General features: G+C 45.1%; 12 protein-coding genes. 9 read left to right on the top strand and 3 right to left on the bottom strand.

Annotated features, from left to right (window positions below):
• Positions 1–50 precede the first annotated feature (50 nt).
• Genes AABK40_RS01800 through AABK40_RS01810 form a run of 3 tightly spaced genes read left to right on the top strand, consistent with a single transcriptional unit; the run spans position 51 to position 2,660 of the window.
• Positions 51–1,127, top strand: a complete 1,077-nt coding sequence (locus AABK40_RS01800) for an LptF/LptG family permease (protein ID WP_338397485.1) — start codon at positions 51–53, stop codon at positions 1,125–1,127.
• Between the two features lie 2 nt (positions 1,128–1,129).
• Entirely contained in the window at positions 1,130–2,068 is a 939-nt protein-coding gene (locus AABK40_RS01805) for a DMT family transporter (protein ID WP_338397486.1), read from the top strand.
• 55 nt (positions 2,069–2,123) lie between these two features.
• Positions 2,124–2,660 carry a DUF4269 domain-containing protein gene (locus AABK40_RS01810; protein ID WP_338397487.1) on the top strand — a complete coding sequence of 179 codons (537 nt, stop codon included), beginning with the start codon at positions 2,124–2,126 and terminating at the stop codon, positions 2,658–2,660.
• A gap of 75 nt (positions 2,661–2,735) precedes the next feature.
• Here AABK40_RS01810 and AABK40_RS01815 read toward each other — a convergent pair whose 3' ends face one another.
• A complete protein-coding gene (locus AABK40_RS01815; protein WP_338397488.1) occupies positions 2,736–3,911 on the bottom strand; it encodes a BamA/TamA family outer membrane protein in 1,176 nt (391 codons plus the stop codon).
• A 206-nt stretch (positions 3,912–4,117) separates the two neighbouring features.
• On the opposite strand from AABK40_RS01815, the gene AABK40_RS01820 reads away from it, so the two are divergent.
• A complete protein-coding gene (locus AABK40_RS01820; RefSeq protein WP_332919710.1) occupies positions 4,118–4,477 on the top strand; it encodes a T9SS type A sorting domain-containing protein in 360 nt (119 codons plus the stop codon).
• Between the two features lie 54 nt (positions 4,478–4,531).
• Here the strand turns inward: AABK40_RS01820 and AABK40_RS01825 are convergent, their stop codons facing one another.
• Together AABK40_RS01825 and clpB are read right to left on the bottom strand one after the other, a co-directional pair.
• Positions 4,532–5,146: an Ezrin/radixin/moesin family protein gene (locus tag AABK40_RS01825; RefSeq protein WP_332919709.1), complete on the bottom strand. Its 615-nt coding sequence runs from the start codon at positions 5,144–5,146 to the stop codon at positions 4,532–4,534.
• A 247-nt stretch (positions 5,147–5,393) separates the two neighbouring features.
• On the bottom strand, positions 5,394–8,012 hold the full coding sequence (gene clpB, locus AABK40_RS01830) for an ATP-dependent chaperone ClpB (protein WP_332919708.1): 2,619 nt from the start codon (positions 8,010–8,012) through the stop codon (positions 5,394–5,396).
• Between the two features lie 402 nt (positions 8,013–8,414).
• Here clpB and AABK40_RS01835 point away from each other — a divergent pair, with 402 nt between their 5' ends.
• The 5 genes from AABK40_RS01835 to ltrA all read left to right on the top strand — a co-directional run bounded on the left by AABK40_RS01835 (position 8,415) and on the right by ltrA (position 14,016).
• Positions 8,415–8,663: a type B 50S ribosomal protein L31 gene (locus tag AABK40_RS01835; RefSeq protein ID WP_332919707.1), complete on the top strand. Its 249-nt coding sequence runs from the start codon at positions 8,415–8,417 to the stop codon at positions 8,661–8,663.
• A gap of 141 nt (positions 8,664–8,804) precedes the next feature.
• The gene (locus tag AABK40_RS01840) at positions 8,805–10,013 is read left to right on the top strand and encodes a GlmU family protein (protein WP_338397489.1); all 1,209 of its coding nucleotides are present in this window, start codon (positions 8,805–8,807) and stop codon (positions 10,011–10,013) included.
• Positions 10,014–10,070: 57 nt separating this feature from the next.
• The gene (locus AABK40_RS01845) at positions 10,071–11,192 is read left to right on the top strand and encodes a DNA polymerase III subunit (RefSeq protein ID WP_338397490.1); all 1,122 of its coding nucleotides are present in this window, start codon (positions 10,071–10,073) and stop codon (positions 11,190–11,192) included.
• 40 nt (positions 11,193–11,232) lie between these two features.
• Positions 11,233–12,156, top strand: a complete 924-nt coding sequence (gene hemC / locus AABK40_RS01850; protein ID WP_338397491.1) for a hydroxymethylbilane synthase — start codon at positions 11,233–11,235, stop codon at positions 12,154–12,156.
• 462 nt (positions 12,157–12,618) lie between these two features.
• Complete coding sequence (gene ltrA / locus AABK40_RS01855) at positions 12,619–14,016, top strand: group II intron reverse transcriptase/maturase (protein WP_338397021.1); 1,398 nt, start codon at positions 12,619–12,621, stop codon at positions 14,014–14,016.
• The last annotated feature ends 149 nt before the right edge of the window (positions 14,017–14,165 follow it).

The raw sequence follows: 14,165 nt of genomic DNA on the forward strand, positions 1-14,165 counted from the left end.
AAAAAATCATTAGGTGGGCGTAATTGCCCACTTAAACTTTTTATAAGTATATGCTGAAAATTCTTGACCGCTATATTCTCAAAAAGTTCCTCACGTCTTATGTTTTCGTCGTGTTGGTGCTCGTGTCGGTGATCTGTATCCTCGATATGACAGAGAAGAACGATAAATTCCTTAAAAACCACCTCCCGGTAAGTGAGATCCTCTCTTATTACGGCGATTTTGCCCTTTATATGGGGAATTTTATTACCCCACTGATGGTCTTTATTACCACCGTGTTTGTGACCTCAAAATTGGCAAGCCATACCGAAATTATTGCCACCCTAAGTAGTGGTGTAACTTTCAAGCGGTTTATGGTGCCCTATTTTATTGGTGCGGGTTTATTGGCGAGTATCAGTTTTGTTGCGAATGGGTGGGTGATCCCGAATTCCAACAAGAGTCGTTTGGAGTTCGAGCGTGCGTACCTTGAGCGTCAGTATTATTTTGATGATCAGCATGTGCATATCAAGCTGTCACCGGATTCTTACCTCTATCTCAAATCGTATAACAACCATTCCAATACTGGTTACCGAGTCAGTTTAGAAACGATCGAGGGCAATGAGCTCAAAGAAAAGCTGACGGCCCGCCGGATGAAATGGAATCAGGAAAAGAAGGCCTGGACTTTGTTCAACTGGCAATTGCGAAAAATTGATGGCATGAGTGAGGTGGTCACCAAGGGGAATGAGCTCGATTCCGCCTTTAACCTCAAACCCAAGTATTTTGAGAATCAGGAAAAGGAGTATGAGGCCCTGACACTTCCCGAGCTGGACGCCGCCATCGCCGATTTGCAATCCCGGGGGACCGATACCTGGAAGCAGTATCAGATTGAAAAGCTGGTCAGGTACACTGCACCATTTGCAATTCTTATCCTGACCTTTATAGGCATTACCGTCTCTGCCAAAAAAGCCCGAGGGGGAACAGGTTTGCAGGTGGCCATCGGATTTGTACTTGCTTTTGTTTACATCATTTTCTTCATGTTTGGCAGAACCCTTGCCGAGAAAGGAGCAATGGAGCCACTGCTGGCCGTTTGGATACCCAACATTGTTTTCTCCGTCATCGGGATCTTCCTTTACCGTTCGGTGCCTAAATAACCATGGAACACTCCAACATCAAAGATTATCTATTGCTCCACTTCATTGTATTTGTGTGGGGCTTTACGGCTGTTTTAGGGAAACTGATTACCCTTCCAGCGGTTGAAATTGTATTTTACAGAACACTGGTAGCCTCGGTAACCATGTTGGCACTGCTTTACTATCGGAAACAACTCACGCCCCTGCTGAAGCGGGAAAAGTTAAAGCTTTTAGGGGCGGGCTTTCTGATCGGTTTCCACTGGATATTGTTTTTTGCCTCTTCGGAAGTTTCCACGGCATCCGTAACATTGGCGGGGGTTTCTACCTGCGCCTTCTGGACAAGCTTATTGGATCCCCTGGTCAATAAACGGAAAGTCGCCTGGTTTGAAGTAGGCCTTGGGCTGATCGTTTTGGCAGGTTTATATGTGATCTTCAGCTTCGAGTTCAATCATTTCTGGGGGCTGATCATGGCCGTTGGTGCTGCAATTGCCGCTTCCTTCTTTACCATCTTCAATGGGCAGTTTGTCGGAAAGCATAACGCATCGGTCATTACCTTTTATGAGATGGTCGGCGCCTGTGTTTTTACTGTGCTTTTTTTCCCTTTCTATGCGTTGTTTTTTGCGGAAGGCGGGCAGCTGCATTTAATCGGTACACCCATGGATGCCGTCTGGCTCTTGATTCTCTCTTTGGTATGTACCGTGTATGCCTATACCATTTCAGTGAAAGTGATGCGTACCGTTACCCCGTTTATGATGAACCTGACGGTGAATATGGAACCCATTTATGGGATTGCCTTGGCGGTTGTAATTTTGGGAGATGAAGAGAAAATGAGTCCTCAGTTTTACCTTGGAACAGCCATGATTTTGTTTTCGGTGGTGTGTTACCCACTGATCAAGTCAATCAGAAAACGAAAAGAAAAGCGCAAGGCGAAAAAGGCCGTGGAGGTAACCTTAAATTCGTAAGGATACTGTACCTGATTTTAAAGTGAGGAACCACTTAATAAGTCCATCAATCCACATGAATCAGCCGCGACAAGATTTTACTGATATCGAGTACCTCCGAAACGGCTCCTTACGGCAGCAGGAAGTTTTTCGGGTGCTTCAATCCGTAAATATCTTTGAAGATCTGCGGCTGTATCAGCCTGTTTTAACAGGTACTTTTCCCATCGGGATTGATATTAACAGCAGTGATCTTGACATTATTTGCTCCTGTGGGGATCATCAGCAATTTAGTCAGCAGCTTCAGCGGCTCTACGGCAGTTTTAAAGATTTCAGCTTAAAATCAAAGCTGTGGCAAGGACGCCCCACCACGATTGCTAATTTTGAATACAAGACCTATGCAATAGAGATTTTTGCACAGGCGGTGGCGACCGTCGAGCAGAACGCCTATCGGCACATGATCATTGAAAATCAAATATTACAGCGAAAAGGGGCTGACTTCAGGGCGGAAATCATTGCGCTCAAAAAAAGCGGACTCAAAACCGAACCCGCTTTCGCAAAACTTTTAGGGCTGAAGGGAGACCCCTATGAAGCCCTGTTAAAATTTCAAATTTAAGGATTTGATCAAATTTGCCCTGTGAAACATCAAATTGTGGCGGTTGATGTGGCGCTCTTTCCACTCATCAGCTCCCTAAAAAGCCTCCAAAATTGAAAGGTAAAGGCCTTTTTGTCCGCCAGAGCCAAAGCCAACATCTACCCTGACATTCATGCGGTCGGTTTTTGTGGCCTGAAATCGGATCCCCAAACCACCGACGGCTTGTAAATGCTGCAAGTCAAATTCTTCGACACGGTGGGCGGTCTGCCCCATACCTGCCCAGCTTGCACCACTGAATCGCCACCACAGATGTTTCCTGAACTCTATCTGCGTAAACCAGGCGTTGTTATCCAAAAACCGGTTAAAATGATCAATTCCCCGCAGGCGTTTGCTGCCACCAATACCGGCCATCATAAAGAAAGGGCGATCATGGTTGCTGACGTCAATACGGGCCTGAAAAGCAAGAATGTTTTTCTCGTTGGCACTACTCCAAAACTTCCTGATTTCAGCATTGAAAGTCAGGAATCGATAATCACTTAATCCGTTATTATAGCTGAGTGCCTGCAAGTTGAGCCAGTGCCCACTCGTAGGGTAAAAGTTATTGTTTCGGGTATCCCACCTGAAAACAGGGCCAAAGCCGAAAAGTAGCCCCCCTTCATGGCCAGGGGTATCGGCAGGCATTAGTTCCGGCTGTTCAATGTCAGTAACTTCCTGATGGCGGAAATTGAAGGCGAGGCCGAACATGATTTTTTGGTGAACCATATAGTTGAATTCCCCAAGATAATCGAAGGAATTGGAGGTGTAGCGGGTAAATTGCGTTGAGGAGGTGTTGCGGCCAATGCCATAAAACTCATCATTGGGCAATAGGGCAAGGTTCAGGTTTCCTTGCAAATTCCAGTGTTTCAGGTACACATCATAGCCCAGTTCAGCCTTCACCTGATTTTTAGTGGACCAGGTCAGTTGTGGCATCAGTAAAGTGGGGCGGTACCATTGGTTGTCGGTGTTTTGGTTTTTTATCTTGATGATCGACAGCCCGCCAAAGCGCATCCCATCCCGGGGGCTATAAGCAACCGCAGGGTAAGCGGCAATGGCATATTTCTCATCCTCATGAGAGAAATAATCGACCACATTTAACAACTTATCGATGGTTTTTACACCAGTATCCGCACTGCCAACATCACTTACCTCATTTGAAATATTTGATTGCGCCTGAAGGGTAGTCCCCAAATTCAATAGTAGAATTAGGGTAATGAAAAGAAATTTGATATTCATATTAGAAAAGAAATGACGGCCTGCAAAGGTGAATTTTAGGCAGTCAATAGGCCGTTTAGTTGCCTAAATGTTAATTTATGTGAAGATAAGGCCTTCGCAACGTATTTATTCGACAAAGCAGGCATTTTTTTACGTATAAATTAGCATATTTGTCTTGAGGAGAATTTTATGATTCTCTCATTTATATGGTTTAACCAAGAAGAAGAATGAATGGTCTAAAAGTACTTTTGCTGATGACCTTCGTGTTTTGGTGGTCTTTGAATGCTTCGGCACAAACAGACACCAAATTGCCGTTAGGTCTTCGCCCAGTGACAGAACATGTGGATGTTTACCCAAACCCCACCAATGATATTCTGCACGTAAAATTGGATAACGTGAATGTGAAGTCGCTTGAAATGCAGGTCTTCAACATTATTGGCAACAACATAAAAATTGATGCCGAAGAGGTGATTAAGAATCGGTACTACCGAATTAACACGCATGATTTTCAGCCGGGCTACTATTTGCTCGTATTAACCGACCCTAAAACGCGGTTTAATAAAGCAATTAGAATTAAGAAGGAATAAAAAAAGCAGTAACGAAAAATCGTACTGCTTTTTTTGGGTCTTTATTTTTTGAAATTAAATCGCGCCTTCCAACACATCTTTGATCGCCACTCGCTCGCCATCTTTGTAAGGGACAATCCAGGCATCTTTCACGCCCATCTCACGAAGGTACTTTTTGAAAGTATCTGCTTCCCAGTAATCGGTGAAATTTCCCAAAGTAAACTTCTGAGTACCATCGGAATCTGTTTCTCCAGAGAAGTTGCTGCTTTTGTCGAAGTATTTTGAAAGATCTTTGTTGGTGAAAGCACCAATCTGAACTTTAAATACCACACCTGGCGCAGTGCCAGCCTTTACAGGAGCAGCGGCTTGAGCGGTTTCAAAAGTGGAAAGTTTCTCTTTGATAGAAGAGATTTCCGCATCTTTATCACGCAGTTCGGTGGTCATTTCCATGATTTTTGAATCGCGGGAAGCGACTTCGTTTTCCAGGGAAGCCAATTTGGAGTCAGCCTGATCAGCATTTGCTTTCAGCTTTGCGTAATCTTCAGTCAATTGTTTGTATTGTTCAGGGCTTACGCGCTTGAGTTTTTTCTTCCACTCTTTCTTTTCTTTCTTAGAAAGTTGTGCTTGAGCATTTTGAGCCACAAAACACACGGATAATGTGATCGAAAAAAGAAGGACTAATTTTTTCATAGGTTGCAAAATATAAGTATACAGCTACGAATATAATCATATCACAGTAGAATCATAATTCATAATAATGATTTTTAAGGGTGATAATTGTGATTTTTTTAGCTGAGGGGCTTTGATGTCTATATTTTGGGCAAAAAAAAGGGTACGCAAGACGTACCCTTCATCGAAGATCTCTTATTTATTATAATAGAGAAAACTTGTAAACACAACCGCTTGATGTATAGCGAATATGATGCCTAATTTTCATTTATAGGTTTATTTCTGAGGGAGTTACATTTTCAAACTTCAGCTCAACACCATTTTCAAGAGAAATATTGACGATGCCCTGTGGCTGAATTGCCCCCGAAAGAATTTCTTTGGAAAGCGGATTCAGCAACTCTTTTTGCATCACCCTCTTCAGTGGTCGGGCACCAAATGCAGGGTCATAGCCCAACTCGCCAAGACGGTCAAGTACCTCGGTGGTGGCTTCAATCTCAATGTTATTCTCCCGCAATCGTCTTTTGATCTCCTCGAATTGAATAGCAACGATTTTACGGATATCCTTCCTGTTCAGCGGATGGAACATGATGGTCTCATCGATACGGTTCAGGAACTCCGGTCTGACCATTTTCTTCAGTAAATCCAAAACCTGCTTTTGCGTGTTCTCGATGGTTTCAAAATAGTTTTCATCATTGATCTGCGCAAAATTGTTCTGAATCACTTCCGCCCCCATATTGGTGGTCATGATAATGATGGTGTTCTTGAAGTTTGCTACCCGCCCTTTGTTGTCTGTCAGGCGGCCATCGTCCAATACTTGCAATAAAATATTGAAAACATCCGGATGCGCCTTTTCGATTTCATCGAGCAGAATAACAGCATATGGCCTGCGGCGTACCGCCTCGGTGAGTTGGCCACCTTCATCGTAACCCACATATCCCGGAGGCGCCCCAACCAAGCGCGAAACCGCATGTCGCTCCTGATATTCAGACATATCTATCCGCACCATGGCGTGCTCATCATCAAAGAGATACTCCGCCAGTGCTTTCGCCAGCTCTGTTTTTCCCACCCCAGTTGTACCCATAAATAGGAATGAACCGATCGGGCGTTTGGGATCCTGCAACCCTGCGCGGCTGCGGCGTACGGCATCAGAAATGGCAAGGATAGCCTCGTGCTGCCCGGCCACTTTTTTGCCCAGCTCCTGTTCGAGGCTCAGCAGTTTTTCCCGTTCACTTTGCAGCATTTTTGAAACCGGAATCCCCGTCCATTTGGCCACAATTTCGGCAATGTCCTCATTCGATACCTCTTCTTTGAGTAGGGTACTTTCATTTTCCATGGCTTCCACCGCCTTTTTCGCCTCTTCGAGTTTTTGGTTGGCTTCCAGCAATCGGCCATAGCGAATTTCAGCCACCTTAGCCAGATCGCCACTGCGCTCGGCCTGCTCGGCTTCATATTTCAGTCGTTCGATGTTTTCTTTTTCCGTCTGAATAGAAGTAATGACCGCCTTTTCGTTTTCCCACTTGGCCATCATATTGTTTCTGGCCTCTGACAGTTCAGCAATCGCCTTGTTGAGGTTCGCTTCTTTGTCCTTGTCTCCCTCACGTCGGATCGCTTCACGCTCAATTTCAAGTTGCATGATTTTACGCTGAAGTTCATCAAGCTCCTCGGGCATGGAGTCGATTTCAATCCTTAATTTCGAGGCGGCCTCGTCCATCAGGTCAATGGCTTTATCGGGAAGAAACCGTTCGGTAATATACCTACTTGAAAGCTCCACAGCAGCAATTACTGCATCATCTTTAATTCTCACCCCGTGGTGTAGCTCGTATTTTTCCTTAATTCCCCGAAGGATTGAAATGGCATCTTCCACGCTCGGCTCGTCAATCAGTACGGTCTGAAAACGACGTTCCAACGCCTTATCTTTCTCAATATACTTCTGATATTCTTTGGTGGTGGTCGCTCCGATGGTTCTGAGTTCCCCCCTTGCCAAAGCAGGCTTCAGCAGGTTGGCGGCATCCATTGCAGTATCGCCTCCGGCACCGGCGCCCACCAAAGTGTGGATCTCATCAATGAAAAGAATGATCTCTCCGTTGGAATCAGCAACCTCCTGAATCACGGCCTTCAGACGTTCCTCAAATTCTCCTTTATATTTGGCACCAGCGACCAAAAGCCCCATATCCAGGGCAATGATCTGTTTGCTTTTCAGATTTTCGGGCACATCGCCATCAACAATGCGCTTCGCCATCCCTTCGACAATGGCCGTTTTTCCCACACCAGGCTCACCGGTCAGCATGGGGTTGTTTTTTGTTCTTCTTGAAAGGATCTGAATGGCACGGCGGATTTCTTCATCACGCCCAATCACAGGATCAATTTTTCCTGCTTTTGCCAGCTCATTCAGATTTTTGGAATATTTTTCGAGCGATTTATATTTGGATTCAGCATTTTGGTCTTTCACTTTATTTCCTCCTCTCAGTTCAAGTAAAGCAGATTTCAGGGACTTGTCGGCCATACCAAGATCACGCATCAGCTGCCCCGTAGGGTTTTTCGCTGCCGCCAGGGATACCAGCAGGTGATCAACAGCCACGTATTCGTCCCCCCAATCTTTGATCATTTCGGTGGCCTTATTCAGTACTGCCTGTGCGTTGTTCGATAAATAAGGCTGTTGCCCCTGCACTTTGGCATAGCTGTTCATCAGTTGCTCCAGTCGCTGCTCCAGCTGTTCTTTATTAATCGATAACTTTTTCAGGACAAACTGCCCAACGTTATCATCGACCAATAAGATCGCCTTGAGCAGGTGCGAAGGCTCTATGGCCTGTTGCCCCATGGCTTGGGTAAGTTCCACGGCCTTTTGTAGCGCTTCCTGGGATTTAATGGTATATTGATTGAAATTCATAACATTGGATTTTTAATGATATGGTTGTTTTACGCTTAATGAAGCATCAATCTGTACGCCAATGTGATTGGGGCTGAAAAATTGTCTATCCTGCTGATATTTCGGCATAAATTGCGCAATTGTGTCGCTGACAATCATTTGCTCAGGTAATTTTGTCCGTACATTTTGGCGTAAAATATTGAAAGTATGACAGAAAAGACCTCCATCAAAGTTTTCCTTTGCGTAAAGTTTTATTAACTTTGTGGGCTATTGTAGATAATTGAGTGTGGAATATCTTGCTGATATTTTCCGTTTACTAATCAATTAAATCTCAGTAGGGTTGTGCCTTAGGAATAAGTTTCCTATTTTTGCACTCCTTTTGAAGTAGAATAAAGAATATATAAATATAAAATCATAAATATCATGAGAAAAGGTATCCATCCGGAATACAGAGACGTGGTTTTCCATGACCAGTCATCTGACTTCAAATTCTTGACTCGTTCCACTGTAGAGACTGCTGAGACAATCGTGTGGGAAGATGGTAAAGAGTATCCTTTGGTAAAAGTCGAGATCTCTTCTGCATCTCACCCATTCTACACAGGTAAAAATATCTTCGTTGATACTGCCGGTCGTGTGGATAAATTCTACCAAAAATACGGAAAGAAAAACTAATTCATTGGGCATTGCCCGACGAATATTCAAAGTCTCCTTGGTGTATATCAAGGAGACTTTTTTATTTTTGTGACTATTGAAAATGTGTGATGGTCCTGTAAACTAATGTGCAAAGGAAGTTTCAGGACAAAAATGTGTAATATGAACTTAATTCTATTTGATCAACCTGATCTTCGGACAGCGCTGAAGCCTTTTACCTATACCCGCCCAACGGCTGGTATTCGAATTGGTATTCTGACCATTGTCGAAAAGTGGGAGAAATCCCTCGATACTGAGAGCAGTTACCTTACGGCGACTTATTTACAGGAAAAGTTCCCTTTATGGGTTGCCGAGCAAAACAACCTGGTCATCAATGGGGCACTGTGTCCTAATCCTGCATTGCTGGAAGCGATCCAGGCTTTGGAAGCAGGGGAAAGCCTTGTGGCTGATGGGAAACTACTTGCAGGCCTTTATTCTGAAGCGCAATTGGGCGAATTCGATGGGGAGCATCCGGTAGATGCTGCGGCTGTTGTTCAGTGGGAGCAGGAGTACAATCTGATAGAAGAAGTATGGCATATCTACACGCGCAATGGCGCCGAGATTCAGCAGGATTTTGAACTGGTGACGGCTGGTCGTGAGTCGGTGGGCATTAATGATCCATTTACGGCTACCTATAATAAGGAGCAGATTTTTGTGGAGGAAGGCGCAGACATTAAGGCGGCCATTCTGAATGCTGAAAATGGGCCGATTTATATTGGTAAGGATGCTGTGGTGCAAGAGGGGGCGATTATCCGTGGGCCGTTTGCACTTTGTGAGCATGCGCAGGTGATGCTTGGCGGAAAGATGCGTGGCAACACAACGGCAGGACCTTGGTCGAAGCTTGGTGGCGAGGTGGATACCGCTGTGGTATTCGGCTATTCCAACAAAGGACATGAAGGTTATTTGGGCCATTCTGTGCTTGGAGAGTGGTGTAATTTAGGCGCAGATACCAACTCCTCAAACCTTAAAAATAACTATGCCCCATGTAAGCTGTGGTCTTTCAAGAAAGAAGGATTTGTGAACACTGGCGAGCAGTTTGTGGGCTTGATTATGGGGGACCACGCCAAGGCGGGGATCAATACCATGTTTAATACCGCCACCGTAGTTGGTGTGGGCAGTAACGTTTTTGGGGCAGGTTACCCAAGAAATTACATCCCTTCGTTTTCATGGGGTGGACACGGTGGATACAGCACTTTTCCGCTTCCCCGAGTAGTAGAGGTTGCTAAAAGAGTGATGGCACGCCGTGGTTTGGAGTTTTCAGAAGTAGATTTTAAAATTCTTGCACACGTTTTTCAGGAAACAAAAGTGCACAGAGTTTGGGAAAATAAATAAATTTGCAAATGATACGTGGCCTGCGGTGAAGGCCACGATTTTTAAATACAACGAACTATGCAATTTTCCACCATTATAGGACTTGATCGGATCAAGGAAAAATTATTACATGCTGTTCAGGAGAACCACCTGGCGCATGCCTTATTGTTTTCGGGCAATGCTGGTGGTGGGCAATTGTCTTTGGCCTTGGCAATGGCGACTTTCGTCAATTGTACCAATCAGCAGGAGTATGATGCCTGTGGGGAATGCCCTTCGTGTCAGAAAATGGCCAAGCTTGCACACCCTGATGTTCATTTTGCTTTTCCAGTAAGTGCAACCAAGGAAGTAAAAGGGAAAGATGCCATTAGTGCCAATTTCCTCCCGAGTTTCCGTGAATACCTGAAAGAAGATGCGCACCCGACGCTGCCTGCGTGGGTGGAATTTTTCGGTGGGGAAAACAAGCAGGCGAATATCTCTAAAGAGGAATCCCGCAGAATCATTAACGCTTTGGCTTTGAAAAGCTATGAAGGCGCCTATAAGGTGATGATTATCTGGTTGCCAGAAAAGATGCATATTACGGCCTCCAATGCCCTTTTGAAGATCATTGAAGAACCGCCAAAAAATACCCTGTTCTTTTTGGTAACCAATGAGGAACAACAGCTGATCGGGACGATCCGCTCGAGAACACAGCTGATTCGTGTGCCGAATTATTCACAGGAAGAGCTTTCGCAAATACTGATGCGCGACGGCGGTGCATCTGAAGACCTGGCAATTCAAATCAGCCAAACAACCAATACGGTACCTGAGGCGATGGCATTGCTGAAACAAGGCGATGCCGATGGCGAAGAAACCTTTCGGCAGTGGATGCGCCTGTGTTATGCCTGGGATTTTACATCGATTTCTGCAATGACCGACAGCTTTGCCAAATTCAGTCGGTTACGTCAGCAGGGAATGTTGCAATATGGTATGAGCATTATGCGCGCGGCACTTTTGTTTCATTATCAGGCCGCAGAATTACAAGGCATGACCACCGAAGGGCGGCAGTTTGTGGAGAAATTCAGCAAAGTAATGAGCGCTGAACAGGTGGAATGGATCAATAAACTGATCTCGGAGGCAGGTTATCACCTGGAGCGTAATGCGAGTCCGAAGATCACATTTTTTAATTTATCACTTCAGATCGCAAGTATTCTGAGGGGATAAGGCAATTTTTAAATCAAAGGTAACTAATAGAGAAGATTATATGAAAGTTCGTATCGGTACAAGAGGAAGCCAGCTGGCTTTGTGGCAAGCCTATTGGGTGCAGTCGCAATTGGAAAAGGGAGGATTGGAGACTGAGATTGTGAAGATTGAAACCAAGGGGGATAAAATTCTTGATGTTTCCATTCATAAGATTGGCTCCAAAGGTGTTTTTACCGAGGAAATCGAAGCACAACTGACCGACGGTCGGATTGATATTGCGGTGCACAGTGCCAAAGATATGCAGTCGGAATTGCCTGCAGGATTTGAGCTGATGGCTTTCAGTGAGCGCGAAACACCCAACGATGTGATTGTGAGCCACAACAAACAGCTGACTTTGGGTTCGGGAAAAAAATTCCGTCTGGGGACTTCCTCAAACCGTCGCGTAGCTACTTTACGTCGCCATTTTCCACATATCGAGATCGTACCCGTTCGTGGGAATCTTCAGCGCCGAATTCAGAAAATGGAAGAGGGGCATTGCGATGCTTTGCTGCTGGCTTACGCAGGAGTGCACCGTATGGAATATGATGATCTGATTGTTGAAAAGCTGCCGTTGGATATTTTCACGCCGGCAGTAGGGCAAGGTTCGGTGGCTATTGAGGCATCAACGACCCTGGATGCTGACTTGAAAAAACAGATCAGGGCTTGCTTGAACCACGAGCCTACGGAGAAATTATTACTTGCTGAACGGGCATTTTTGCGCCGTTTGCATGGTGGTTGTTCGGTGCCTGTGTATGGTTTGGCACAATGGGATGGCGATCAGGTGAAGCTGAAAGGTGGTATCATCGGCTTGCAGGGCGAGGTTCAGCTGGAAGCTGAAGGAGCTTGTGAAGCCGCAGTGGTGGAATCAATGGGATTAGCGGTTGCAGAAGAACTGATTGCACAAGGAGGTGATGAATTGCTGAAATCGATTCGTGAACAACTGTAATCAAAAAAATAAGTCGTTAAAAAAGGGGATTTCGTTGTGAAATCCCCTTTTTTATGTGCGCCGTGCATGGCGATTAACTAATCGGTGCAAGTCCGTAGTGGGGGTTAGTAGTGCCAACCACATAGCAGAAGGCAAGGGTGTATACCGTGAGGTATAATCTGAAGGAAGCCGTATGCAAATCTCTGGCCTGAGGGACACGAACATCATGAGGCAGTATTGTTTGGATAAGCTTGCATAACAAAGTAAAGTCCAAAACTACTCGGAAGGCAATGCTGTAAATGGTGCAGGTAGATGGGGAGAAAGTTAATCGTCTTACCGCGGGAGATCTCGCAGGGGTGTCTACTAATAGTAAAGGACACGTTCGAAAAAGGTTTACTGCGAGAAGTCAGCCGAAGTCATAGTAGCCGAGACCGACGGCGAAGGACTGAACTTTAATTAGAAATCATTACAGAAAGTTACCGAATGAAAGGTAGAAAGCAGAAAGTACAAAGAAATAGTAGCTTGTTCGGAAAAGCACCTGCGGAACAGGGGAAAGCCGAACGAGTGCCGACTTTTGTTTGGATAACTGAAGCGGATGATTTCACAGTTACACAGAGAAAGGAAGGATTGTTAGACAAAATCCTGTGCCCTTATAACTTGAACCGAGCTTATCAGCGAGTAGTAAAGAACAAAGGGAGCCATGGAATTGATGGAATGAAGGTCGGCGCTTTGGCGTCATATCTGCAAATTCATGGAAGGGAAATAGTACAATCCATACGTCAAGGGAACTACCGCCCGAACCCTGTCCGACGTGTAGAAATACCGAAGGACAATGGGAAGACACGCCCTTTGGGGATACCAACGGTAGTGGATCGTTGGGTACAACAGGCGATCAGCCAAGTTTTAGTTCCGATTTACGAGAAGGAATTTTCACCTCATAGCTATGGGTTTCGTCCTGGTCGCAGTCAGCATCAGGCGTTACTTCAAAGCCAAGAGATTTTATCAGAAGGCTATCGCTATGCGGTGGACTTAGATATGGAGAAGTTCTTTGACACGGTAAATCATAGTTATCTTATCACTTTACTGTCAGAACAAATCAAGGAAGGATCGGTGATTTCACTGATTCACAAATATTTGAATGCAGGTGTTGTGATCGGTCATAAGTTTGAGGCAAGCACCGACGGCGTACCGCAGGGAGGACCATTGAGCCCATTATTGAGCAATGTAATGCTTAATGTGTTGGATCAAGAACTGACCAAGCGGGGACACCGATTCGTGCGCTATGCTGATGATATGATTATCTTTAGTAAAGGTAGAAAAGGAGCGGAACGACTCAAAAGAACAGTTACCCGATTTATTGAAGGTAGGCTGTATTTGAGGGTAAACAAGGAGAAAACGCAAGTAGTACCAAGACGGCAAATCAAATTTTTGGGATACTCCTTCTACATGTGGAAGGGAAAAGCACGTTTTCGAGTTCAAGCCAAAAGTATCAATCGGCTAAAGGATAAAATGCGTGCTATCACCAATAAAAGTAATGGTCTGGGCTATCAAAGGCGGAAAACCCTGCTATCTCAAACGATAAAAGGGTGGATCAATTACTACAAATTTGCCGAGATGAAAACCATCATGCAACGACTCGACGAGTGGTTACGCCGACGAATTCGGGCATTTACTTGGAAGAATTGGAAGCGGGTAAGAACACGGTTCAAGGAACTAAAGCGACTGGGTGCCGATACATCGAAAGCCTGGGAACACGCCAACACAAGAAAAGGACATTGGCGGATCGCAAAGAGCCCTGTATTACACAAAACCCTGACTGATGAAGTGCTTCGAGAACAAGGCTACGTCTCTCTAAAGACATACTATCTCTCTGTACACTGAATTAAAGAACCGCCCTGTACGGATCCGTACGCAGGGTGGTGTGGGAGGTGCACTGGTGAAAGAGGAAATTTTCTTTCACCAGCCATCTACCCTATTGGACTTGCTGACCAGTTTATCCACTTATGGGTAGCCGTTGTGGATAAAGGCTT

This window comes from Persicobacter psychrovividus (assembly GCF_036492425.1).
Lineage (GTDB): Bacteria > Bacteroidota > Bacteroidia > Cytophagales > Cyclobacteriaceae > Persicobacter > Persicobacter psychrovividus.